General features: G+C 67.3%; 20 protein-coding genes. 16 read left to right on the forward strand and 4 right to left on the reverse strand.

Features of this window, described 5'->3' with window-relative positions:
- Positions 1-38: 38 nt before the first annotated feature.
- The 7 genes from ACYQML_RS01105 (at position 39) to ACYQML_RS01135 (ending at position 7,128) form a co-directional block, all read left to right on the forward strand.
- Positions 39-986, forward strand: coding sequence for a quinoprotein relay system zinc metallohydrolase 2 (locus tag ACYQML_RS01105; protein ID WP_461234430.1), 948 nt, complete (start codon positions 39-41; stop codon positions 984-986).
- Positions 987-1,021: 35 nt separating this feature from the next.
- A complete protein-coding gene (locus tag ACYQML_RS01110; RefSeq protein WP_419951366.1) occupies positions 1,022-1,867 on the forward strand; it encodes a quinoprotein dehydrogenase-associated SoxYZ-like carrier in 846 nt (281 codons plus the stop codon).
- 8 nt (positions 1,868-1,875) lie between these two features.
- Entirely contained in the window at positions 1,876-2,481 is a 606-nt protein-coding gene (locus ACYQML_RS01115; protein WP_311276631.1) for a rhodanese-like domain-containing protein, read from the forward strand.
- Between the two features lie 266 nt (positions 2,482-2,747).
- Entirely contained in the window at positions 2,748-3,128 is a 381-nt protein-coding gene (locus ACYQML_RS01120; protein WP_461234432.1) for a thioredoxin family protein, read from the forward strand.
- Between the two features lie 67 nt (positions 3,129-3,195).
- Positions 3,196-3,915: a cytochrome c biogenesis CcdA family protein gene (locus ACYQML_RS01125; RefSeq protein WP_461234433.1), complete on the forward strand. Its 720-nt coding sequence runs from the start codon at positions 3,196-3,198 to the stop codon at positions 3,913-3,915.
- A gap of 342 nt (positions 3,916-4,257) precedes the next feature.
- Positions 4,258-5,082, forward strand: coding sequence for a 3-methyl-2-oxobutanoate hydroxymethyltransferase (panB, locus tag ACYQML_RS01130; protein WP_207413419.1), 825 nt, complete (start codon positions 4,258-4,260; stop codon positions 5,080-5,082).
- Positions 5,083-5,454: 372 nt separating this feature from the next.
- Positions 5,455-7,128: a methyl-accepting chemotaxis protein gene (locus ACYQML_RS01135; protein ID WP_461234434.1), complete on the forward strand. Its 1,674-nt coding sequence runs from the start codon at positions 5,455-5,457 to the stop codon at positions 7,126-7,128.
- A 78-nt stretch (positions 7,129-7,206) separates the two neighbouring features.
- Here ACYQML_RS01135 and ACYQML_RS01140 read toward each other — a convergent pair whose 3' ends face one another.
- Positions 7,207-7,392, reverse strand: a complete 186-nt coding sequence (locus ACYQML_RS01140) for a hypothetical protein (RefSeq protein ID WP_461234435.1) — start codon at positions 7,390-7,392, stop codon at positions 7,207-7,209.
- A gap of 90 nt (positions 7,393-7,482) precedes the next feature.
- Positions 7,483-8,790 (reverse strand): oxalate/formate MFS antiporter, encoded by a 1,308-nt coding sequence (gene oxlT / locus ACYQML_RS01145; RefSeq protein ID WP_461234436.1) that lies wholly within the window; start codon positions 8,788-8,790, stop codon positions 7,483-7,485.
- Between the two features lie 510 nt (positions 8,791-9,300).
- Here oxlT and ACYQML_RS01150 point away from each other — a divergent pair.
- The 9 genes from ACYQML_RS01150 to ACYQML_RS01190 all read left to right on the forward strand — a co-directional run bounded on the left by ACYQML_RS01150 (position 9,301) and on the right by ACYQML_RS01190 (position 19,857).
- Positions 9,301-11,601, forward strand: coding sequence for a TonB-dependent siderophore receptor (locus ACYQML_RS01150; protein WP_461234437.1), 2,301 nt, complete (start codon positions 9,301-9,303; stop codon positions 11,599-11,601).
- Positions 11,602-11,672: 71 nt separating this feature from the next.
- Positions 11,673-13,235 carry a PepSY-associated TM helix domain-containing protein gene (locus ACYQML_RS01155; protein WP_056434574.1) on the forward strand — a complete coding sequence of 521 codons (1,563 nt, stop codon included), beginning with the start codon at positions 11,673-11,675 and terminating at the stop codon, positions 13,233-13,235.
- A gap of 134 nt (positions 13,236-13,369) precedes the next feature.
- Complete coding sequence (gene ada / locus ACYQML_RS01160; protein WP_461235634.1) at positions 13,370-14,467, forward strand: bifunctional DNA-binding transcriptional regulator/O6-methylguanine-DNA methyltransferase Ada; 1,098 nt, start codon at positions 13,370-13,372, stop codon at positions 14,465-14,467.
- Between the two features lie 101 nt (positions 14,468-14,568).
- Entirely contained in the window at positions 14,569-14,841 is a 273-nt protein-coding gene (locus ACYQML_RS01165) for a hypothetical protein (RefSeq protein WP_461234438.1), read from the forward strand.
- Positions 14,842-15,063: 222 nt separating this feature from the next.
- Complete coding sequence (locus tag ACYQML_RS01170) at positions 15,064-16,221, forward strand: acyl-CoA dehydrogenase family protein (protein ID WP_056434583.1); 1,158 nt, start codon at positions 15,064-15,066, stop codon at positions 16,219-16,221.
- A gap of 33 nt (positions 16,222-16,254) precedes the next feature.
- Positions 16,255-17,358, forward strand: coding sequence for an LLM class flavin-dependent oxidoreductase (locus ACYQML_RS01175; protein WP_056434586.1), 1,104 nt, complete (start codon positions 16,255-16,257; stop codon positions 17,356-17,358).
- Complete coding sequence (locus ACYQML_RS01180; RefSeq protein WP_156467945.1) at positions 17,358-18,299, forward strand: ABC transporter substrate-binding protein; 942 nt, start codon at positions 17,358-17,360, stop codon at positions 18,297-18,299. Before ACYQML_RS01175 ends, ACYQML_RS01180 begins: the two co-directional genes overlap by 1 nt.
- Positions 18,300-18,325: 26 nt before the next feature.
- On the forward strand, positions 18,326-18,865 hold the full coding sequence (locus ACYQML_RS01185) for a cupin domain-containing protein (protein ID WP_056434591.1): 540 nt from the start codon (positions 18,326-18,328) through the stop codon (positions 18,863-18,865).
- Positions 18,866-18,894: 29 nt separating this feature from the next.
- A complete protein-coding gene (locus ACYQML_RS01190; RefSeq protein WP_056454323.1) occupies positions 18,895-19,857 on the forward strand; it encodes an aliphatic sulfonate ABC transporter substrate-binding protein in 963 nt (320 codons plus the stop codon).
- Between the two features lie 72 nt (positions 19,858-19,929).
- On the opposite strand, the gene ACYQML_RS01195 is transcribed toward ACYQML_RS01190, so the two are convergent.
- Complete coding sequence (locus ACYQML_RS01195; RefSeq protein WP_461234439.1) at positions 19,930-22,119, reverse strand: TonB-dependent siderophore receptor; 2,190 nt, start codon at positions 22,117-22,119, stop codon at positions 19,930-19,932.
- Between the two features lie 425 nt (positions 22,120-22,544).
- The gene (fghA, locus tag ACYQML_RS01200; RefSeq protein ID WP_461234440.1) at positions 22,545-23,378 is read right to left on the reverse strand and encodes an S-formylglutathione hydrolase; all 834 of its coding nucleotides are present in this window, start codon (positions 23,376-23,378) and stop codon (positions 22,545-22,547) included.
- Positions 23,379-23,502: the final 124 nt, after the last annotated feature.

A 23,502-nucleotide genomic window follows, 5' to 3' on the forward strand; every position in this document is an offset into this window, starting at 1 on the left:
AAAGGTCGCTTCGCCGGGCGATCCTCGCAGGATATGCCATGAACCCGCAGCCTCTGCGGAGCTTGGCCACGCGCCGCGCCGCTCTGTTCGGCGGGCTGTGCCTGTGCTGCCTGCCGAGCCTCGGCCGGGCGGCGGAATCCTTCACGATGGAGGAAGTCGGGCCGGGCATCTTCATGCGGCGCGGCCTCGATGCCGAGGCGACGCCCGAGAACGGCGACGCCATCGCCAATATCGGCTTCATCGTAGGCGAAAAATCCGTGCTCGTGACGGAGTCGGGCGGCAGCCTCGCCGATGGGGAATGGCTGCGCGCCGAGATCGGGAAACGCACGTCGAAGCCAGTCAGCCACGTGGCGCTGACCCATGTCCACCCCGACCATTGCTTCGGCGCGCAGGCCTTCGCGCAGGACAAGCCGGTCTTCATCGGCCACCACGCCCTGCGGTCCGCCCTCGATTCGCGGGGCGACTTCTACAGGACGCGTCTCGTCGAGATCCTCGGGGCCGACAGGGCCGGATCGGTGGTCTACCCGACGATGGAGGTGGCCGACACGGCCGAGATCGACCTCGGCGGACGGAGCCTGCGCTTCACGGCGCACGGCACCGCCCATACCAATTGCGACCTCTCCATGGTCGATACCCGGACGGGCATCCTGTTCCCGGCCGATCTCCTGTTCGTCACCCGGGTCCCGTCCCTCGACGGCAGCCTGCTCGGCTGGCTGAAGGAGGTCGAGACACTGACCGGACTGGGTGCGACGAAGGCCGTGCCCGGCCATGGCCCGACCCTGGTCGATGCCGCGCCCGCCTTCGCCGACCTGACGCGCTACCTCACGATGCTCCGCGACGAGACCCGCAAGGCCATCGCCGCCGATCAACCCATCGACAAGGCGATCGACAGTATCGGCCAGTCTGAGCGCGAGAAATGGGTCCTGTTCGACACCTATAACGGCCGCAACGTCACTCAGGCCTACAAGGAGCTTGAGTGGGAATGAGCCAGCGTCACATCATCACGACGAGGAGAAACGCCATGACCACCTACGCGCCGACACCGATCTCCGCGACCAAACGGTCCTTCACCGCCGCCCTGTGCCTGTCCGCCGCCATGCTGATGGGCGGCTCCGCCCTCGCCGCCGGCTCCAGCGACACCGATGCGGAGCGGCTGGAGCGCTGGCGGGACATTGCCAAATCCATCTTCGGCGACCGCACGATCGAGCCGACCGATGCGCTCATCAAGGTCGACGCCCCGCCGCGCGCCCTCGACGCCTCCCTAGTGCCGATCACCCTGATGATGCCGGAGAAGGACAGGATCGCCGCCGTTCATCTCATCATCGACGATAATCCCTCACCCTATGCCGCCCACATCACCTTCGGCCCCGCCGCCGACCCGAGCGAGGTGAAGCTCCGGGTGCGGATCAACAACTACACCAACGTCCATGCCGTGGCCGAAACCAAGGACGGCAAGCTCTACGAGGCCGTGAAGTTCGTCAAAGCCTCGGGCGGCTGTTCCGCCCCCATGGGGATGAGCGACGAGGAGGCCCTGAAGGGGGCCGGCGACATGAAGATGAAGTTCGCCGAGGGCGGCCAGGGCAAGCCCACGGAGGCGACGCTGATGGTCCGTCACCCGAATTTCAGCGGGATGCAGATGAACCAGATCACCCGCGATTACACGCCGGCGCGCTACATCAACAAGCTCGACGTCTCCTCGAACGGGAAGCTCGTCTTCTCCATGAACGGCGACATCTCCATCGCGTCGAACCCGGTGATCAATTTCGCCCTCGCGCCCGACGCCAAGGGCCCGATCAAGGTGGTGGCCACGGACAACCAGCAGAGCCGCTGGGAACACAGCTTCAACACGCCGACCCCGAGCAACTGACGATGAGGATGCCGCGCATGATTCGATCGATCGGAGTCGCAGCCATCGCCCTCGCCGTCCTGTCGGGCGCCCCGGCCTGGGCGGCGAGCCCCGCCGATTCACCCGTGAACGTGCCCGAGCCCGAAGGGTTCTGGACCGGGCCGCCGAAGGCCTACACCCCCAAGACCCTGACGGGGGCGACGGTGGTCGATATCGACGCCCTCGACAAGCTGGTCGCCGCCGAGAAACCGGTGATGATCGACGTGGCCATGGCCGACCAGAAGCCGGTGGGCTTTCCCACCGACCGGCCCTGGCTGCCCGCCCACCGCTCGATTCCCGGCAGCGTCTGGATGCCGGGCGCGGGAGCGGCGCCAATGGCCCCGGCGCGGGAGGCGCAGTTCCTCGCCCGCGTCGCCGACCTCACCGGCGGCGACAAGACAAAGCCGGTGGTCACCTTCTGCCATCCCGAATGCTGGGGCAGCTGGAATGCCGGCAAGCGCCTGCTCCAGAACGGCTATACCCGCGTCTACTGGTTCGCCGACGGGGTCGAGGGCTGGCAGGACAGGCACGACACCACGATCCTGAAGGTCGATGCCGCCTGGGCCGCCAAGCCCGCCGGCGAGGCACAGAGATAGTCGCCCGCCGGCGAGGCAGCGCCCGAACTCGGGTCAAGGGGTTCGGCATGACGATGGACAGGGCACACCGTCATTCCGGGGCGCCGAAGGCGAGCCCGGAATGACGACTTGGGTATCAAAGCCAGTTTGTACGTTTCCATGGGTCAGGTGACATGAGCCCCAATTCGGGTCTCGGCCCAGCGATAGAGCAGCAGTTACCGACGTAACCAGCCTCGGTAACGCGGCCGGCTTCAAGCCGCCTACACCTCACTGTCGAGACATTCCCGATGATCAGCCGTCGCGCCCTCCTCCTCACGACGGCCCTTCTCGCCATCGCCGGCGAGGCCCTCGCCGCCGAACCGTTCGACGAGGCGGCCTTCGCGGCCGCTCAAGGTGCCGGACGCCCGATCGTCGTGGAGGTGACGGCCCCCTGGTGCCCGATCTGCAAGGCGCAGCGGCCGCTCCTGAAGGCTCTCTCAGAACAACCGCGCTTCAAGGATCTGGCGATCTACGAGATCGATTTCGACACGCAGAAGGCACTGATGCGCCGGTTCGATGCGCGCATGCAGAGCACGCTCATCGTCTTCAAGGGACGCGAGGAGGTCGGCCGCTCCGTGGGCGAGACGCAGGGCGAATGGATCGAGTCCCTGGTGGAGAAGGCCCTTTAGAGCGGCGCCGGGAATCCAGCGGGCATCCCTGTCATGCATACGTCCCTTCCATGAATACGTCCCTTACATGAATACGTCCCTGGGCCTCGCCTTCCTCGCCGGCCTGCTCACGGTTCTCTCTCCCTGCGTGCTGCCGCTACTTCCCATCGTTTTGGGGACTGCGGCCTCCGAGCATCGTTTGGGGCCGGCGGCCCTGGCGGCCGGGCTCGCCCTGTCCTTCGTGGCGCTCGGCCTGTTCGTGGCGACCGTTGGGTTCAGCCTCGGTATCGACGGCGACGTGCTCCGCCCGGTGGCGGCGCTCCTGCTCGTTCTCGTCGGAATCGTCCTCATCGTGCCCGCCTTGCAGGTCCGCCTCGCCGCCGCGGGCGGGCCTCTCAGCGACCGAGTGGAGCGACGCTTCGGCGGGATCGCGACCACCGGCCTCGCGGGCCAGTTCACCGTCGGTCTTCTGCTCGGCGCGGTGTGGAGCCCCTGCGTGGGGCCGACCCTGGGCGCCGCGTCTCTCCTCGCCGCGCAGGGGAAGGATCTGGCGCAGGTTGCCCTCACCATGCTGGTCTTCGGCCTCGGCGCCGCCCTGCCCCTGCTCGGCCTCGGCCTGCTGTCGCGCCGGGTGCTGATGGCGTGGCGGTCGCGGATGATGCGGGCCGGCGCGGGCCTCAAAGCGGCGCTCGGAATCGTTCTCGTCCTCACCGGATCAGCGATTCTGACCGGGCTCGACAAGCGTCTCGAGACGGCTCTCGTCTCGGCCTCGCCGGACTGGCTGACAGCTCTGACCACCCGTTTTTAAGGTATACCAAGCGACACTGGGCTGAGCGGCGAAGAAAGCCGACGAAATCAGCAACGTCAGGGGCTTATGAAACGAAGTAGCCCGTTGACAAGGCTCCGGTTGTGGCAGAATAAAGGCACCGGAGACGGCCCGACGTCTAGGGAGGAAACGCCCGGCAAGGGTTGCGACGACAGGCGACGCCATCGCCAGATCGTCAGCAGGATATCGGTCAGCCGCTCCAGTTCTTTACCCTACAAGCGTCGAAGACCGTCATCACGACGGGTGATTTCAGCATGCCGAGCGTATAGACATCCCCGACATGCCTCCGGCCTTCGCGCCGCCGGCGAAACCGGGTTGAGATCGATGTCGCAAGTCGTTCAGTCACGCCGCATCCGTGCCGTGGACCTCGCCAAGCGCAAGGCCGAAGGCGCCAAGATCATCGCGCTGACGGCCTACCACGCCCATACCGCCAGCATCCTCGATCCTCATTGCGACTTCATCCTGGTGGGCGATTCCCTCGGCATGGTCATGCACGGGATGGAGACGACCCTGCCGGTGACCCTGGAGATGATGATCGTCCAGGCGCAGGCCGTGATCCGCGGCACCTCCAGGGCCCTCATCGTCGTGGACATGCCGTTCGGCTCCTACGAGGCGAGCCCTCAGCAGGCCTTCATGAGCGCCGCTCGCGTGCTGAAGGAGACCGGCGCCGGCGCGATCAAGATGGAGGGCGGCGCGCGCTTCGCCGAGACCGTCGCTTTTCTCGTGGAGCGGGGCATTCCGGTGATGGGCCATATCGGCCTCACCCCGCAATCCGTGAACACGATGGGCGGGTTCCGCGTGCAGGGACGCGGCGCGGAGGGCGAGCGCAAGCTGATGCAGGACGCCCAGGCGATCAGCGATGCGGGAGCCTTCGCCATCGTGCTCGAAGGCATCGTCGAGCCGGTGGCCCGCGCCATCGCCACGAACCCCTCCATCACCACGGTGACCATCGGCATCGGCGCCTCCACCGCCTGCGACGGCCAGATCCTCGTCCTCGAAGACATGCTCGGCTTGAGCGACCGGGTGCCGAAATTCGTGAAGCGCTTCGGCTCGTTGCGCGGGCAGATCGAGGGCGCGGTGGAAGCCTATGCGGAAGAAGTCCGCGCCGGCCGTTTCCCGGCGGACGAGCATACCTACCAGCCCATCTGAGCGAGACCGGTGCGCCGCCTGGGGCTCGCCCGTTGCCGAGCGCCCGCGAGCGGGGCCGATGTCGCGCCGAACCCGTCGACCACCGCGGCTTGAGCAGCGCCCGAAAGGCGTCGTTCAGGTCCTCGATCGGTATCGTGACGGTCCTCTTCGATCCCCGCTGTCGCATGCTCGAAAGGAGACGGCGTCAGGCTGTGCCGACGCTGTTTTTCCGTGACGCCAAATTGACGCAGAAGTCTAATTGTTCGTCGCCTGAACGGTAGTTCTTAGAAGATTATAAGCACTTTGCATAAAGATTAAGCGTCTTGAATGATGGGACGTGGACCGATTTATGGATCCGCGACACCTCATCTGCATAGTTTGAAAGCATTACTGATGAAGACGACGATCAAGCTGAGGCTTGTAGCACTTCTGGCTTGTATCGGCCTGCTTCTCCTCGCAACCTCAGGCATTGCTAACCTTGCACTGCATTGGAGTAGCCAAAGCCTCAAAACCACCTTCGATGATCGTGTCATCCCCCTCCGGCAATTCATCGTCATCCGGGATTCCTATGACGATCTGACCAACGTCTCGCGCGCGTTGCGCGGCCGGCAGATCGAGCCGGCCCAGGCCAGGGAGAGGATCGAGCGCGACCTTTCGAACATCACCACGCAATGGTCGGCCTATCTGGCGACCTACCTGACACCGGAAGAGGACACCGTCGCCAAGGACCTGCAGGGGCGGATCGACGGGAACGGCGGCGTCATGGCCGAGATCCTCAAGCGCATCGCTGCCGGGGACGGTTCGGAATTCGAGACGACGCATGCGGACTTGCTGAAAGGCTTGCAGGCCACCAACCCGATGCTGACGAAACTGGCCACGCTGCAGGTGCGTGAAGCGGAGGCGGAATACCGGCGCTCCGAGGCGACGTCCGGTTGGACGCGGCTCACCCTGCTGGCCGCGCTCGGTCTCGCCGCGCTCACCGTTGCCTACGGCGTCTACACGATCATCGCGCAGGTCACCCGCCCGCTCGGCAACCTCGTCGGCGTTCTCCAGCGCATGGCCCGGGGTGAGATCGATGCGGAGATCAAGGAAGCCGCCCGCGGTGACGAGATCGGCGCCGTCGGCAAGGCCGTCGAGGGCATCAAGGCCATGGTCGCCCGCAAGGCCGCCGAGGAATTCGAGATCAAGCGTCGGGCCGACGAGGCTGCGGCAGCCGAGCGCAAGCGCACGATGATCGAGCTGGCGGACGGGTTCGAGCGTGCCGTCGGCGGTATCGTCGGGACCGTGTCCTCATCGGCCACCGAACTCCAGGCCACTGCCCAGCAGATGACCGCCAGCGCCCACGAGACGGCGGCTCAGTCCTCCACCGTCGCGGCCGCCGCCGAGGAGGCTGCCACCAACGTCAACACGGTCGCGGCAGCCGCCGAGGAATTGGGCTCGTCGGTGCAGGAGATCGGTCGCCAGGTGTCCGGCTCGGCCATGCTCGCTCAATCGGCCGTGGGCGAGGCCGACCAGACCGTGCATCTGGTCCAGGCCCTGCAAACCACGTCAGCCCGGATCGGCGACATGGTGGGCATGATCTCGACCATCGCCAGCCAAACCAACCTGCTGGCGCTCAATGCCACGATCGAGGCGGCGCGCGCCGGCGTGGCGGGGCGGGGCTTCGCGGTGGTGGCGAGCGAGGTGAAGGCCCTCGCCGCCCAGACCGCCAAGGCGACCGAGGAGATTGGCCGCCAGATCGGCGAGGTGCAGGCCGTCACCGCTCAGGCCGTGATGGCGATCGGCGGCATCACCGGGCGGATCCGAGAGATCGACGACATGGCGGCCTCGATCGCCGCTGCGGTGGAGCAGCAGGGCGCGGCGACGCAGGAGATCGTCCGCAACGTCGCCCAGGCATCGGCAGGCACCAACGAGGTGACCGGCAATATCGCCGGTGTGGCGCAGGCCTCGGAGGAGACCGGGATGGCAGCCGGACAGGTCCTGTCCGCCGCCTCCGAACTGTCGCGCCAGTCCGAGCATCTCGGCGCGGAGGTCTCTCGCTTCCTCTCGACCATCCGCGCCGCCTGACCCGACGGGAATCGGACGCGGACCGTCGCCCATCCCCCCAAGAGCGGCGTTCCGGAGAGAGGCCGGGCGCGGGTGTCCCTAGCGGACCCCGCCTCCGAAGGCCGTGGCGATCTCGAACGTGCCGCCGAGCAGGAAGTCGAGGGCCAGGATGAGCCCGAGGGCCGCGATATAGACGACCGTGAACAGGTCCCTGTCCTCTTTGCCGGCCAGTATCAGGCCAGCGAAGGGAACGGTCTGGAGCGCCAGGATGGCGGGAAGGTGCATGACGATCCTCGAGGGGGCGGGGGTATTCCCGGCCCCTCCCCGAGGAGGCCGGGTCTTCTGAGGCCGGACCGGTGACGCGATCCGGACGGATCAGACCGGTGTCCGCGCGAGGCGGGCGGGGCCGGTTTCTTCGATCGTGTCCGAAGCCAGCGCCGGGCCTTGCGCGAGGTAGCGCGCCCGCATCGGCCGGAGCACGAACATCGCCATCGCCGCTGCCGCCACGTTCAGCCCGATGATGATCGAGAACACCGCCGACCAGCCGTAGGTTGCCGAGATGACGCTCGCCACCGGCACGAGGAACGAGGCCGTCCCCTTGGCGGTGTAGAGCAGCCCGGCATTGGTGGTGGCGAAGGTGGAGCCGAACGTGTCGCCGCAGGTGGCCGGGAACAGCGAGTAGATCTCGCCAAAGACACCGAAATAGATCGCCGTCGAGAAGACGAAGACCAGCGGGTTGGTGCCATAGCCGAGAAGCAGGACGATCGCGGCCGCCGCCGTCGCGAAAGCGATGAACATCGTGTTCTCGCGCCCGATCGTGTCGGAGACGAAACCGAAGAACGGACGCCCGAACCCGTCGAAGATCCGATCCAGGGAGATGGCGAAGGTCAGCGCCGCCATCTGCAGGCCGAACAGGCTGACGGGCACGTCGGCGACCCGGAAGTCATGGGCGATGGGCGCGATCTGCGCCGCTGCCATCAGACCGCCCGAGGCCACCATCACGAAGATGGCGTACATGACCCAGAAGACCGGGGTGCGCACCACCTCGCGCGGCGTGCGGTCGACCTTGGTCTGGGGCAGGCGCAGGCTCTTGCGCTGGATCGGCACGGCGACGGACGGCTTGCGCAACAGGAACGACAGCAGGACCACGATGGCGCCCTGGCCGAGGCCGAAATACAGGAAGGCGTCCTGGTAGCCGCTGCTGGCGATCATCTTGGCGATCGGCACCACCGTCACCGCGGCGCCCGCGCCGAAACCGGCTGCCGTGGCACCAGCCGCGAGGCCGCGCCGATGTGGAAACCATTTCAGGGCGTTGCCGACGCAGGTGCCGTAGACCGACCCGGCCCCGATGCCGCCGATCACCGCCGCGCCGTACAGCATCCACAGGGACGAGGCCTGGGAGTTGATGAGCCAGGCGAGCGCGATCATCACGCCGCCGAAACAGACGACGATGCGCGGGCCGTAGCGATCGACGAACCAGGCTTCCACCGGCACCAGCCAAGTCTCCGTGGCGACGAAGATCGTGAAGGCGAACTGGATCGCCGCGCGGCCCCAGTGGAACTTGGCGTCGATGGGATCGACGAAGAGCGTCCAGCCATATTGCAGGTTGGCGATCATCGCCATGCAGAGAACGCCGAAGGCGAGTTGCCGCCATTTGGCGGATGGTGCGTCCTGTCGTTCCATCCCTGAATCCATTCTTGTTTGGGTGTGTCGTTGAATCCCCACTCCATCATGCATCAAAATTCAAGGCATACAATATACCACGGATTAAAATTCCTGCTCGTTCGTGCGCAGGGCGCGATGGCTAGTCTGTGTGCGGGTGGGGCCACCACGGGGCGGGTCGATCGCCTCGCCACGCTCGCAATCCACACCAGAATGGAGGGCAGAACGGCCATGCTTCCATTGCGGGACTGCGCCGCGCGGGCGGGCGAGATTCACGCCAAGCGCCATCGCGAAGGGTAAAATCGTCTGCCGACGCCGTCCGCGAAGGAGTAACCTATTATAAAATCGGAGTTTTTATCTAAAACAGTTCTAGAAGATAGCACTTGCGTGCAGAATAGCTTCTTTGCCAGATGATTTCACAACACGAATTAGAGAGCAGTCTTTCTTTGCAACGCTTCTAATTCATCAAATCCTGGCAAATCGGGTTTCGCTGTGCATCAGCCCTCGCTCAATTATCGCGGCCATTCTGCGATGTCGTCCGTTCGCGCGCCAATCATCCTTGCCCTGCTATCGAGCGTGGCGGTACTGGCTGTACTGTCGAAACCAGTCATGGCGCAGGGCGCGGACCACGCGGTGACCCTCGATACCTTGTCGGTCGATGGTGTCGCGGGACGTCCGAGCGCATCCGGCGCGGATGCCGGCGGTCCCGTCGGTCCAGTGCGCGGCTATACTGCCACGCGTAGCGTCGTCGGCACCAAGACGGATACGCCTATTCTTGAAACGGCCCAGTCGATTTCTGTCATCTCTCGAAAGCAGATCGAGGATCAGAACGCTCTCACCGTCAACCAGGCCCTGCGCTACACGCCGAGCGTCACCACCGAGCAGCGCGGCGGCTCCGGCTCGACGCGCCTCGAACAGTTCCTGATCCGCGGCTTCCAGGCCCCCCTCTTCCTCGACGGCATGCGCCTGCCAAGCAGCCGTGACGCTGGCCCGTCCGTCGATCCGTTCCGGCTGGAGCGCGTCGACATCATCAAGGGACCGGCCTCGGTCCTCTACGGGCAATCGGGCCCGGGCGGCATCGTCAACCTCGTCAGCAAAGTTCCGTCCTTCGTCCGCCACGGCGAAATCTTCATCCAGGGCGGGGATTACAACACCGTGCGCGGCGGCGTGGATGTCGGCGGCCCGATCGAGGGCCACGGCGTGCTGGCCGACCAGTTCGCCTACCGCATCATCGCGGCGGGCTGGAACGCCGACGGCCCGGCCAAGACCACCTCGATCGAGCGCAGCTTCATCAACCCCAGCGTGACGTGGCGCCCGTCTGCCGACACCTCGCTGACGGTCATCGGCCTGTACCAGCGCGACCCTTATTCCGGCTATTACGGCGCCCTGCCCGCCAAGGGCACGCTGTTCCCCTCGAATTTCGGAGTCGCCAACGGACCGCTCGGCCGTCTGCCGCGCAACTTCTATGACGGCGACCCGAATATCGAGCGCTCCGACCGGACACAGGCTTCCGCGACCTACATCTTCGATCATCGTTTCGACGAGGGCATCCGCGTCCACTCGTCGGGGCGCTTCCTGCGCACCCTCGGCGATTACCGCAGCCTCTACGACGCCACCTCGAACAACCTCGCCTGGGGTGGCCGATTCCTCAATCGGGCCATCGGCGGCACCAACGTGGCCATCGACGCCTTTACCAACGACAACAACATCGTGGCCGATTTCCAGACCGGCCCGCTCGCCCATACTGTCCTCGTCGGGCTCGACCACCAGACGCTTTATACGAAGACGTTCAGCACACCGTTCCCGACAGTCCCCCAGAGCCTCGACGTGCTCAACCCGGTCTACGGACTGACCAATATCTCTTTCCCGGCCTTCTCGGGTTATTCCGACATCACCTCCCACCAGACCGGGATCTACTTCCAGGATCAGGTCAAGGTCGACCGCCTGACCCTGACCCTCGGCGGACGCTACGATTGGGTGAGACAGAGCGGCCCGACCCGGGACATGGCGGGCCAGCTCGTCAGCGATCAGGACGCGCCGAGCGAAGCCTTCACGGGCCGGGCGAGCCTGCTCTATCTCTTCGACAGCGGCATCGCTCCCTATGTCAGCTATTCGGAAGCGTTCGAGCCGCAATTTTCCGGGCAGATCTTCACCGGCGACCCGAGCTTCGGCCGCCTGCCCGATCCCATCACCAGCCGGCAGTTCGAGGCCGGCGTAAAGTACCAGCCTCCCGGCACGGATATCCTGCTGACGGCGGCGGCCTTCGACATCAAGCGCCAGAACTCGCTGTCTCCCGATATCGCCAACGGTCCGCGCTTCTCCATCCAGAACGGCGAAGTCAGCGTTCAGGGCGTCGAGTTCGAAGCGCGGGCCAACGTCACCGAGAACCTCACCGTCGTCGGCGGCTTCTCCCTCATCGACGCCATCAACTCCGCCGGCACCGGCACGACGCTGAACGAGACGACCCGCCAGACCGTGGGCCTCGTCGGCCTGCGTCCGATCCAGGTGCCGGACACCACGATCTCGCTCTTCGGCAACTATCAGGTCCGCACGGGCATGTTCGCCGGCCTCGGCTTCGGCGGCGGGTTCCGCTATCTCGGCGGCTCGCAGGGCGACGCCGCCAACAGCTTCAAGGTGCCGGCGAACCTCGTCGTGGATGCCGTCGCGTCCTACGACTTCAGCTACCTGTCGCCGAGCCTGAAGGGCATGCAGTTGCAGGTCAACGCCCAGAACCTCCTCGACGAGACCTACGTGCAATCCTGCGCCTTCCAGGCCTGGTGCTGGTACGGCGCACCGCGCACCGTGCTCGCGACGCTCCGGTATCCCTGGTAGAGAATGGCCGCGCGCCCGTCGGTGCCTCGACCGAGACCGCTTGAGAACGACATGCCAGAAGGATATGCGGCATGAAGAACGGCCTTCGCCAATCCATGGCCTGGTTGCACACCTGGTCCGGCCTCGTGGTCGGCTGGGTGCTGTTCGCCGTCTTCGTCACCGGAACGGCGAGCTATTATCGCACCGACATCACGGCCTGGATGCAGCCGGAGCTGAGGCAGGCGGCGCGGGCCGAGCCGGTCCCCGACCTCGCCCGCGCGGCGGAGATCGGGCTCGCCCATCTCCAGGCCCATGCCGTGGGCGCGCGGTCCTGGTCCATCGGCCTGCCGCAGCCGGACCGGCCGATCATCGACCTGTTCTGGCGGACGAAGCCGGGCACGCCCCCAAATATCGTCCAGCTCGACGGGCAGACGGGAGAGCCGGCGACCTTCAGGAAGACCAGGGGCGGCGACTTCCTCTACCGTTTCCATTTCGAGCTGCACATGCCGCCGCTCTGGGGGCGCTGGATCGTCGGCATCTGCGCGATGGTGATGCTGGTGGCGCTCATCAGCGGCATCATCACCCATCGCCGGATCTTCGCCGATTTCTTCACCTTGCGCCGGGACAAGTCGGCCCAGCGCGGCTGGCTCGACGCGCACAACGTCACGGGCGTGCTGGCGCTGCCCTACCACCTGATGATCACCTATACGGGCATCGTCACCCTGGCGATGATCTACATGCCCTGGGGCGTCACTGCCGCGTATAACGGCGATGCGACGCGCTTCTACGCCGAGACCGCCCAGATCACGGCCCAGCGCCCGCCCCTCGGCCAGCCCGGAACCCTGGCCCCGATCGGGCCGATGGTCGCCCGCGCGGTGGCGACGATCCACGAGCCGCTGGAGCGCCTGTCCATCGTCAATCCGGGCGATGCCCGATCCACGGTGATCGCGATCTTCGAGGAGCCGCACGGACTCGCCCACCAGCATCCGCAGATCGCCTTCGACGGCACCACCGGCGAGATCGTCGAGATCCTGCAGGGCGGGCTGAAACCGGCGGCCAAGACCTTCACCACCATGGTCGGCCTGCACGAGGCTCATTTCGCCGGGCCGGCCCTGCGCATCCTGTTCTTCCTCTGCGGCCTGATGGGATGCGTCATGGTGGCGAGCGGGCTGATCCTGTGGTCCGTCGCCCGGCTGCCGAAACCCGGCGAGGCCCCGTCCCTCGGCCTTCGCGTGGTGCAGGCCCTCAATATCGGCACCGTCATCGGCCTGCCGGCGGGGATCGCGGTGTATTTCCTCGCCAACCGCGTGCTCCCTCCCGGCCTCGAGGGCCGCCTCGACTGGGAGGTCCGGGCCTTTTTCGGCGCCTGGATCGTGATGAGCGTGGTTCCGCTGTTCCGGCCTCATCGCGCCGCTTGGCGGGAGATGGCCGTCGTCACCGCGATCCTGTTCCTCGCCGTGGCGCTGGCGGACCTCCTGGCAGCCGCCGCGCCGTCGCCGAGCGCCCTGCTGCGGCACGATCCGGGCCTCCTCTGGTTCGATGCCGCCATGGTGGCCCTCGCGGGGCTGTTCGCGCTGGTCGCCCACAAGGTCGCGCATTTCCAGACGCGCAAGCGTGCGAAAGCCGCCCCCGTCGGCGCGCCGAGGACGGCCTGAACCAAGGAGACGAAAGCGGGAGCAAGAACCGGGATGCGGCCGGCGAGCCTCGGGGTCAGTATGATGGCCTGAAGCGGCGGCCCGCGCCGTCGTCGCCCGATCAGGAGATCGACGCCGTGCCCGCCCCCGAACCGATGGCCCGTCAGGACGTCCCATCCATCGCCGATCCTGCAGGATGCCGCCTCGAAGGCGGCGACGCTGCGCGATGGGCCGCCCTCGCCTCCCGCGACGAGGCCGCCGATGGCAGCTTCGTCTATGCGGTGCGTACCACTGGGATCTATTGCCGGCCGAGTTGCGCCGCGCGCGCGCCGCGACCCGAAAATGTGAGCTTTCACGCCACCTGCGCCGAGGCGGAAGAAGCCGGCTTTCGCGCCTGCAAGCGCTGCCTCCCCAACGCGCCCAGCCTCGCCGCGCGCCGGGCGGAGGCCGTCGCCCGCGCCTGCCGCCTCATCGACGAAGCCGAAACCTTGCCTGACCTCGGGGCGCTGGCGGAGGCGGCCGGTCTCAGCGCGTTCCATTTCCACCGTGTGTTCAAGACAGTCACCGGCGTGACGCCGAAATCCTACGCGGCGGCGCGACGCGCGGAGGCTCTCGCCTCGGGCTTGAGCAAGGCGGCGTCGGTCACGCAGGCGATCTATGAGGCCGGATACGCCTCACCCAGCCGCTTCTACGCGGAGGCGACGAACCGCCTCGGCATGGCGCCCGAGACCTACCGCCGGGGCGGCGAAGGCGTCGCGATCCGGTTCGGGATCGGCCAATGCGCCCTCGGCGCTATCCTGGTGGCGGCGACAGTCAAGGGGATCTGCGCCATCCTGCTCGGAGACGATCCCGACCAACTGTCCCGCGACCTCCAGGACCGGTTTCCGAAGGCCGACCTGCTGGGGGGCGACGCGGCTTTCGAGGCCTGGATGGCCCAGGCGGTGGGGTTCGTCGCCACGCCCGCGCGCGGTCTCGGCCTGCCGCTCGATATCGGCGGCACCGCTTTCCAGCAGCGGGTCTGGGACGCCTTGCGCAAGATCCCCATCGGCACCACCGCGACCTATGCGGACATCGCCCGCGCCATCGGCGCTCCGGCGGCGAGCCGTGCGGTGGCTCTGGCCTGCGGTGCGAATTCCATCGCCGTGGCGATTCCCTGTCATCGGGTGGTCCGTTCGGACGGGTCGCTGTCCGGCTACCGCTGGGGCGTGGTGCGCAAGCGCGCCCTGTTGACCCGCGAGGGCGTCGTCGTCTGAATCTCAAGACGCCCGACCGATACCAATCACCGCGCTACCCCATCCGGAGGATGTGGCGCGGCCCGTCCCATGGCATGACCGTCCCGGAGAGGGAGAATGCCGTGACGACCGCCGAGACGCCGGATTTCTACTGGATGGGTTTCGAAGCCTACGGGCAGGGCCAGACCATCGATCACGCCCCGGGCGGCGAGGATTCCGCCGACCGACTGGATTGGATCGACGGCTGGGAATTCGCCAAGTTCGCCTCCGCCGCCAGTCCCGACCTCGACGATCGCGATGAGATCGAGCCGCCGCGCCGAGCCGCAGAAACGTTTGTTTTGTCGAACGAACCGACCCGGACGAGCGCCGGACGGATGAAGGCCGACCGGGGGTGAGATTCGCATTCCCCCTCTGCTTTGAGCCAACGGGAAAGGACTTTCGCTATCGGGACGGATGAACGGTAAGAGCCTTCTCCGATCCTTTGTTCTTAAAAAAGAACGTTCCCGTTGACAGGACGGGGTTTCGGCAGGACCATTGCGGCACTTGGTGAGGGGCTTTCGCGGCGTGTTCCGTGAGCCCGGCGATCCGACGCGTCCGAAGAATCCTGTCTTTTCCGAATGATCCTCTCCCCGCCTCTGCGCGACACCGCCGATGGGCTCGCCCGGCTTTTCGCCGAACGGGCCGACGGTCACGACCGCGCCGGTCGATTCGCGCATGACAACATCGCCGATTGCCGGAATGCCGGCCTGCCGGGGCTGACCGTGCCGCGCAGGCTGGGCGGCGCCGGCGCCGGTCTCGGGCAGGCAGCGATGGTGATCGGCACCCTGGCGCGAGGCGAGCCCTCCACCGCCTTGGTCCTCACCATGCACTTTCTCCAGCATGGGCTGATCCATGCGCGCGCGGCCTCGCCGGAGGAAAGCTGGCCCCAGGCGATCGCCGATGGGCTCGGCCGCGCGGCGGTGGAGGACGGCGCGCTCATCAACGCCCTGCGGGTCGAGCCCGAACTCGGAACCCCCTCGAGGGGCGGCATGCCGGAGACGGTGGCTCGGGCGACCTCCACCGGATGGCGCATCAGCGGCCGGAAGATCTATTCCACCGGCAGCCCGGCCCTCACCCATGGCCTCGTCTTTGTCCGCACCGATGAGGCGGAGCCGCGCATCGGCAACATCCTGGTGCCGATGGCCTCCGATGGCGTGCGGATCGAGGAGACCTGGGACCATCTCGGCCTGCGCGCCAGCGGCAGCCACGACGTGATCTTCGAGGATGTGGCGGTGCCCGCCGAGCATGCGGTGGACCTTCGCCCGCCCGAGGGCTGGCGCAAGCCGGATCTCCAGCAGCAGGCCTGGAGCACGGCGATGCTCTCCGCCCTCTATGACGGCGTCGCGCGCTCGGCCCAGGCCTGGTTCATTGCCTTCGCGAAAGACCGCAAACCCGGAAGCCTCGGCCAGAGCCTCGCGACCTTGCCGCGCTTCCAGGAGGCCATCGGCGAGAACGAGCGACTGCTCGCCGTGAATGCCCGCCTGATCCGGAGCTTCGCCGCGGATGTCGACGGAGGCGCCTGCCCCTCGGTCGCCGAATCCGGCTTCCTCAAGACCACCGTCACCGAGAACGCGATCCAGCTGGTGCAGCGCGCCGTCGAACTCGCCGGCAATCCCGGCCTGTCGCGGGCGAACCCGCTGGAACGACACCTGCGCGACGTCCTGTGCGGGCGCATCCACTGGCCGCAGACCGATGCGGTCCGCATCGCCGCCGGGCGCGCCGCCCTCGGCCTCTGACCCCTTCCCAGTTACGGACTCAAGGAGATCGCGATGAGCTTTCCGTCGCCGGATGCCGTCGAATTCATCGGCTTCGCCGCCCCGCGCTACACCTCCGAGACCCATGCGGCCTCGGGCCCCGCCATCGACCGGGACTATCTCCGGCTGCTCGCCCAGGCGCATGAATGGGGCGGGTTCGACCGCATCCTGGTGGCCTTCTACGCGACCCAGCCCGACGCGCTGCTGCTCTCCGCCCAGATCGCGGCGGTGACCGACCGGATCGGCCTGATGATCGCCCATCGCACCGGATTCACCGCGCCGACGGTGGCCGCGCGCCAATTCGCGACCCTCGACCAGCTGACCGGCGGGCGCGTCGCCATCCACGCCATCAGCGGCGGCGACGACAGGGAGCTGGCGCAGGACGGCGACCACCTGACCAAGGACGAGCGCTACGCCCGCACCGACGAATTCCTCACCATCGCCCGGCAGGTCTGGACCGCCGAAGCGCCGTTCGATTTCGCCGGCGCGCATTACCGGATCGACCGGGGCTTCTCCGAGGTGAAGCCGGTGGACCCGCGCGGCATCCCGGTCTTCTTCGGCGGGGCCTCCCCGGCCGCCATCACTGTCGCCGGGCGTCACGCCGACACCTACGCCCTGTGGGGCGAGAGCCTCGATCAGGTCCGGGAGGCCATCTCCAGGGTGCGAGCGGCAGCTGCCCCCCATGGCCGCGATCCCCGGTTCAGCCTGTCGTTCCGGCCGATCCTGGCTGCGACGGAGGAGGAAGCCTGGGCCAGGGCCGAGGACATCCTGGCCCGCACCCGCGCCACCCGCGCCGCCAGGGGTCTCGGGCCGGCGCCGGTGCCGGAGAACGAGGGCTCGCGCCGCCTGCTCGCGGCGGCGTCCCAGGGCTCGCGCCTCGACAAGCGGCTCTACACCGCCATCGCCAGGGAGACGGGCGCCTCGGGCAATTCCACTGCCCTCGTCGGCACGCCGGAGCAGGTGGCCGACGCCCTTCTCGATTACCACGACCTCGGGGTGCGGACCTTCCTGATCCGCGGGTTCGACCCGCTGGAAGACGCCATCGCGTATGGCCGTGACCTGATCCCCACCTTCAAGCGGCTCCTCGCCCGGCGTGGGACACGGGCGGAGGCAGCCTGATGCGCGCCCTTATCACTCTCCTCGCCGTGCTGGCGTTCGCCGGCATCGCCCGCGCCGACGAGACGGTGCTTCGCGTCGGCGACCAGCGCGGCAATGCCCGCGCCCTGATGGAGGCGGCCGGCGTCCTCGCCGACCTGCCCTACCGGCTCGAATGGAGCGAGTTTCCCGCCGCAGCCCCTCTTCTCGAAGCCCTCAATGCCGGGGCGATCGATGCCGGCGGCGTCGGCGACGCCCCCTTCACCTTCGCGGCCGCCGCCGGGGTGCCGGTGAAGGCCTTCGTCGCCTTCCGCAACAAGCAGGACGGCCTGGCGATCCTCGTCGCCAAGGATTCGCCGTTCAAGACGGTGGCCGACCTGAAGGGCAAGAGCATCGCCACCAATCGCGGCTCCATCGGCCATCAGGTGGTGCTGGCCGCGCTGGAAGAGGCGGGCCTGCCGGCCAATGCCGTGACCCTGCGCTTCCTGCCCCCGGCGGATGCCAAGATCGCGCTCGCGGGCGGCAGCGTCGATGCCTGGGCGACCTGGGAGCCCTACACCTCCACGGCCGAACTCGCCGGCCTCGCCCGAGTCGTGCGCGACGGCAACGGCATCACGCCGGGCCTGAGCTTCGCGGTAGCGAGCGACGCCGCCCTGAAGACCAAGCGCGCGCAGCTCGCCGATTTCGGTCGGCGCCTCGTGAGCGCGCGCGAATGGGCGCTCAAGGATCCCGCGCCCTACGCAGCGGTCTGGTCGAAGCTCATCGGCCTGCCGGAGGCGGTGCCCCTGCGCTGGTTCTCGCGGGCGGAATATCGGGCGGTGCCCATCGACGACGCGGTGATCGCCGACGAGCAGCGCAACATCGACCTCTACGTCCGTTCCGGGCTGATCCCCGCCGCGCGGGCGCCGCGCGCCGACATCATCCTCGATCGGAGCTTCGAACCGGCCGCGATCGCGGTACGTTGAACAGACCGCCGCCGAGGACCGGACCCATGCACGACCCTTCCGACCACAGCCACGATCATGCCCATTCCGACCACGACCACGCGCATGACCACGAGGCGGCGCCCGCCGCCGAACGCTGGAAGCATGACGGCGTGCGGGTGATCCCGGGCGACAAGCTCGATTCGAACACCGCCCAGACACCGGGCATGTTCCGGCAGGCGGCGATCAACCATGCCCGCGTCGGCGCGCAGAAGATCTGGGCCGGCACGGTGGCGATCGCCCCCGACGCCAAGACCGGCGTGCACCATCACGGCGCGCTGGAGAGCGTCATCTACGTGGTCTCCGGCCGCGCCCGCATGCGCTGGGGCGACAAGCTGGAATTCGTGGCCGAGGCCGGACCCGGCGACTTCATCTTCGTGCCGCCCTACGTGCCGCACCAGGAGATCAACGCCGATCCGGACCAGCCGCTGAACTGCGTCCTGGTGCGCTCCGACAACGAGGCGGTGGTGGTCAACATCACCGATGTGGAACCCGTAGAGCGTCCCGAGACGGTCCACTGGGTCGACCCGATCCACAAGCATCCCTGATTCCGCGCCATACCGAGAGACGCCGTCCCATGATCCATCGTCGCCACGCGCTGCGGGCCGCCGCCGCGCTGAGTCTTCTCGCCCTCGCTCCGGGACGCGTGCTCGCCGCCGAGCCGAGGACGCTGCGCATCGGCTACCAGAAATCCTCGACCCTGATCGCCCTGCTGAAGCAGGATGGCAGCCTCGAGAAGGCGCTGGAGCCCCTCAAGGTCGGGCTCACCTGGCACGAATTCACCAGCGGCCTGCCGGTGATGGAAGCGCTCAACGCAGGCCAGATCGACCTGTCGGCCGATGTGGCCGACACGGTCCCGATCTTCGCCCAGGCCGCCAATGCGCGGATCACCTATGTGGCGCAGGAGGCCGCCTCCCCCGCCGCGCAGGCCATCCTGGTGGGGGCCGATTCACCCATCAAGACGGTGGCGGACCTGAAGGGCCGCAAGGTCGCGGTGACGAAGGGCGCCGGCGCGCATTACCTCCTGCTCGCCGCCCTGAAGGCCGAAGGCCTTCCGTTCAAGGCGATCACGCCCGCCTACCTCACCCCGGCCGACGGGCGCACGGCGCTGGCCAGCGGCGGGGTCGAGGCCTGGGTCGCCTGGGACCCGTTCCTCTCGGCGGCGGAGCTGCAGACGGGCGCCCGCGTCCTGAAGGACGGAACCGGCCTGTCGCTCTACAAGCGCTACTACCTCGCCTCGGACGAGTACGCGGCCAAGCACGGCGACATCCTCGACATCGTCTTCGCCAAGCTGCGCGACACCGGAACCTGGGTGAAGGCCAACCCCGACGAATCCGCGAACCGCCTCGGCGCGCTGTGGAAGCTCGATCCCGCCATCGTCGCGAAGGCCAATGCCCGCCGCACCTACGCGGTGGAGCCGGTGACCCGGGACGGTCTCGCCGAGCAACAGACCATCGCGGATGCGTTCCGCGCCGAGGGCCTGCTGCCGCGCGCCGTCGATGCCTCGACGCTCGGCATCTGGGCGCCGACCAAGTCCTGATTGGCGAACGAAAAATCCCGATGAGCCAGGCTCATCGGGATCGAAACGTCCCTCATCGCAGGAGGGGCGGGCTCACCACTTGTACGAGACGCTCGCCACGATCTTGCGCTGCGTGCCGTAGAAACAGGCTGTCGCGGACGAGCAGGACGAGACGAAGCGCTTGTCGCCGACATTGATCATGTTCACGGCGGCGCGCCATCCGGCGTAATCGTAATGCACCGCCGCGTCGAAGGTGACGTATTCGGGCACGACGAGGGTGTTGGCGACGTCCGCGTAGGACTGGCCGACATAGTTCACGCCGCCACCGAAACCGAAGCCTTTGAAAGTGCCGACCGGGATCGTGTAATCGGCCCAGAGCGAGGCGAGGGTCTGCGGAATGCCCACCGGGACCTTGCCGAGGTCGAGGACCGTTCCCTCGATGGTGCGCAGACCGTAGAGCGTATAGGCGGCCGTGAGGTTCAGGCCTTCGGCGAGGGTCGCCGTGGCCGAGAGTTCGAAGCCGCGCGAGCGCACCGAACCGATCTGCAGGTTGGTGAAGATGTTGTCCGGGTTCGGCGTCAGCGTGTTGTTGCGGACGAGATCGAAGGCCGCGAAGGTGAAGAGCGTGTTCCAGCCGACGGGCTGGAACTTGGTTCCGATTTCCACCTGTTCGCCGGTCTCCGACTTGAACGGACGGTTGTTCACGTCGGCGCCCGCCGTCGGGTTGAACGATGTCCCGTAGGTGATGTAGGGCGCCAGCCCGTTGTCGAGATTGTAGATGAGGCCGAGCCGGCCGGTGAAGGCGCTCTCGCTGATCTGGGTCGATGTCCCGGCCGGGATCTTGCTGTCGATGTTGTTGTCGACGAAGTCCTGGCGACCGCCGATGAGGAAGGTCAGGCGTTCGGTGAGCGCGATCTGATCCTGCGCGTAGAGGCCGACCTGCTGGAGCTGCTGGTTCAGCACGCGATAGGGGGCGGGCGCGGCGGCGGCCTGGAAGTATCGCGGAGCGAGGATGTTCAGGGGCGGGGCCGGGAAGGTCGAAGCCTGGTTGTCCGACAAGCTGTAGCGCTTGTAATCGACGCCCATCAGCACGGTATGCCCGAACGTCCCGTCGTTGAACCGGGCCTCGGCCTGATTGTCGACGGTAAAGATGCCGGCGCGGGGCGTCGTCAGGAAGCCGTAGCGGGCCAACTCCGTCTGAGCGGCATTGTTGTAGCCGTTGGCGACGTAGCGGGAATCCGAGACTTCCGTGAACGAGAACCGGAAGTTCTGGCGCACGGTCCAGACGTCGTCGACATGGTGCTCGAAATCGTAGCCGAGATTGGCCTGGTTACGGGCGTAGCGGTCCACCAGCGGATCGCTGGCGTTGAGCTTGCGGTCGATCCTGAGACCGGAAGCGTTGGTGCGCACGGTCCCGAAATATGGAAGGAACTGGCCGGCACCGCCGGTCTCGTCGCGCTGGAAGCTCGTCAGCACCGTGAAGGTGGTGGCGCCGTCGGGCTTATAGGTGAAGCTCGGCGCGATGTAGTAGCGGTCCTCCGGCGCGAAATTCACCTGGGCGTCGCCGTTCTGGAAACGGCCGGTCAGGCGGTAGAACCAGTGGCCGGACTCGTCCACCGGCCCCCCGAGATCGAAGGCGGCGTAGCGCTGGCTGAACGAGCCGCCGCCGAGCTCGAGATAGCGCAGGGGCGTGAAGGTCGGCCGCTTCGAGACGATGTTGATGAGACCGCCCACGGGGCTGCCGCCGAAAAGGGTGGCGGCGGGGCCGCGCAGCAGCTCGATGCGTTCGGCGCCGAACGGGTCGATGCGGAAATTGGCGAAGCCGGTCTGGAACAGCTGGAGCCCATCCCGGAACAGGCCGGATTCCGTGGCCGAGAAGCCGCGGATCAGAAACCAGTCGAGGCGCGTGTCCGGGCCGAACTGGTTGGCGTAGATGCCCGGCGTGTAGCGCACGGCCTCGGACAGGGTCTGGGAGCCCTGCGCCTTGATCTGATCGGCGCTGACGACGCTGATCGATTGCGGCGTGCGGATGATCGGCGTGTCGGTCTTGGTCGCCGTGGCGCTGCGAGTGGCGACGTAGCCATCCACCGGGCCACGGGCGGTCTCGGGTGCGCCGCGGCCATTCCCCCCTCCCGTGCCGTTCCCCGCGCCCGACCCTTCGACGCTCAACGTGTCGAGGGTTACGGCCCGTTCCTGTGCCGAACCGGCTCCCGTCAGGGCGAGCACCGTGATCGACACCCCGGCCGCGAGGACGGCGGAACGGGCGAATGGGGACGACGGCATGGACGGCCTGGCTCCGGATGACGGGCAGCAGAACGGGCTCGCGCAAGTGGCGAGACGTGGCCTGCAGTGCTCTTTAGAATTATGATAAACTACTGTAATACAACATGTATTCGCCCTTCCGCCGTAGCTTTCGCCTCGGTCGGTGGCAAGATACCGAACACTCTTCGTCGTTCGCCGTTGCTGCTTCGACACAGGCCGCGCAGGTTGTAATGCTTGTGCGCACTCAGCCTGCCGGAGATGTCACAGGCAGGAATGCTACGGGATCGGGGCGTGAGCCAGCGGATCGAAGCGGTGGAACCGGATGAGGGCCGGGGCCCGTTCTCGACGCGACGCTTTGCGTGGCGGAGTGCGGCCCGTCTCGGACGACGGCGGATGGACCCATCCCCGGGCGCGGTTGGCCGGGGATGGGGTGAGTGGCTGGGGCCTTACTTCAGGCGGTCGGCGGCCCAGGCGATATGATCGTCCATGAAGGTGGAGATGAAGAAGTAGGAGTGATCGTAGCCCTCACGCATGTTGAGGGTCAGCGGGATGCCGGCTGTCTTGCAAGCCTCTTCGAGCAGCCAGGGCCGCAGGCCGTCATCGAGGAAGCTGTCGGCCGTGCCCTGATCCACGAGGAACTCCGAAAAGCGCTTGCCGTCCTCGATCAGCGCGGTGGCGTCATGCGCGCGCCAGGCCGCCTCGTTGGTCCCGAGATACTTCTCGAAGGCGGGCTTCGACCATCCGGCCGTGGAGGGCTGGGCGATGGGTGCGAAGGCCGAGCAGGACTTGAAACGGTCGGGATAGGTGAGCGCGATAGTCAGCGCGCCGTGGCCGCCCATGGAGTGGCCGAAGATGCCCTGGCGGGACATGTCCGCCGGGAAGTTCTCGGCGATGAGGGCGGGGAGCTCCTCGGTGACGTAGCTCCACATCCGGTAATTGGTGGCGTAGGGCGCCTCGGTCGCGTCGACATAGAAGCCGGCGCCCGAGCCGAACTGCCAGTTGCCGGCCTCGTCGGGAATATCCGCGCCGCGCGGGCTGGTATCCGGCGCCACGATGATCACGCCATGCTCGGCGGCGGCGCGGCGATACTCGCCCTTGTCCATGACGTTGGCATGGGTGCAGGTGAGGCCGGACAGGTACCAGAGCACCGGCACCGGGCCATTCTCGGCCTGCGGCGGCACGAACACCGCGAAGGTCATGGGGCAGCCGGTGGTCTTGGCATCGTGCTTGTAGACGCCCTGCGTGCCGCCATGGGCGCGGGCCTTCGAGATGGTTTCCATGCGGTGATCTCCTGATGGGCGATGGTCGGTGCGGGCTCTTCCCTCCCCCCTCTGCGGGGGAGGGTGGGCCTCGCGTCAGCGAGGGTCGGGAGAGGGGAGCGCCGTATCCGGAGAGGGGGCCCCT

Source organism: Methylobacterium sp. CM6244, assembly GCF_054817885.1.

Coding starts and splice junctions, on each gene's coding strand:
- ACYQML_RS01185 (WP_056434591.1), top strand. CDS start 18,326: ATGCACGACCCTTCCGACCACAGCCACGATCATGCCCATTCCGACCAC.
- ACYQML_RS01155 (WP_056434574.1), top strand. CDS start 11,673: ATGAAGAACGGCCTTCGCCAATCCATGGCCTGGTTGCACACCTGGTCC.
- ACYQML_RS01175 (WP_056434586.1), top strand. CDS start 16,255: ATGAGCTTTCCGTCGCCGGATGCCGTCGAATTCATCGGCTTCGCCGCC.
- ACYQML_RS01195 (WP_461234439.1), bottom strand. CDS start 22,119: ATGCCGTCGTCCCCATTCGCCCGTTCCGCCGTCCTCGCGGCCGGGGTG.
- ACYQML_RS01140 (WP_461234435.1), bottom strand. CDS start 7,392: ATGCACCTTCCCGCCATCCTGGCGCTCCAGACCGTTCCCTTCGCTGGC.
- ACYQML_RS01170 (WP_056434583.1), top strand. CDS start 15,064: ATGATCCTCTCCCCGCCTCTGCGCGACACCGCCGATGGGCTCGCCCGG.
- ACYQML_RS01135 (WP_461234434.1), top strand. CDS start 5,455: ATGAAGACGACGATCAAGCTGAGGCTTGTAGCACTTCTGGCTTGTATC.
- panB (WP_207413419.1), top strand. CDS start 4,258: ATGTCGCAAGTCGTTCAGTCACGCCGCATCCGTGCCGTGGACCTCGCC.
- ACYQML_RS01125 (WP_461234433.1), top strand. CDS start 3,196: ATGAATACGTCCCTGGGCCTCGCCTTCCTCGCCGGCCTGCTCACGGTT.
- ACYQML_RS01190 (WP_056454323.1), top strand. CDS start 18,895: ATGATCCATCGTCGCCACGCGCTGCGGGCCGCCGCCGCGCTGAGTCTT.
- ACYQML_RS01110 (WP_419951366.1), top strand. CDS start 1,022: ATGACCACCTACGCGCCGACACCGATCTCCGCGACCAAACGGTCCTTC.
- ACYQML_RS01150 (WP_461234437.1), top strand. CDS start 9,301: ATGTCGTCCGTTCGCGCGCCAATCATCCTTGCCCTGCTATCGAGCGTG.
- ada (WP_461235634.1), top strand. CDS start 13,370: ATGGCCCGTCAGGACGTCCCATCCATCGCCGATCCTGCAGGATGCCGC.
- ACYQML_RS01115 (WP_311276631.1), top strand. CDS start 1,876: ATGCCGCGCATGATTCGATCGATCGGAGTCGCAGCCATCGCCCTCGCC.
- ACYQML_RS01120 (WP_461234432.1), top strand. CDS start 2,748: ATGATCAGCCGTCGCGCCCTCCTCCTCACGACGGCCCTTCTCGCCATC.
- ACYQML_RS01105 (WP_461234430.1), top strand. CDS start 39: ATGAACCCGCAGCCTCTGCGGAGCTTGGCCACGCGCCGCGCCGCTCTG.
- ACYQML_RS01180 (WP_156467945.1), top strand. CDS start 17,358: ATGCGCGCCCTTATCACTCTCCTCGCCGTGCTGGCGTTCGCCGGCATC.
- oxlT (WP_461234436.1), bottom strand. CDS start 8,790: ATGGAACGACAGGACGCACCATCCGCCAAATGGCGGCAACTCGCCTTC.
- fghA (WP_461234440.1), bottom strand. CDS start 23,378: ATGGAAACCATCTCGAAGGCCCGCGCCCATGGCGGCACGCAGGGCGTC.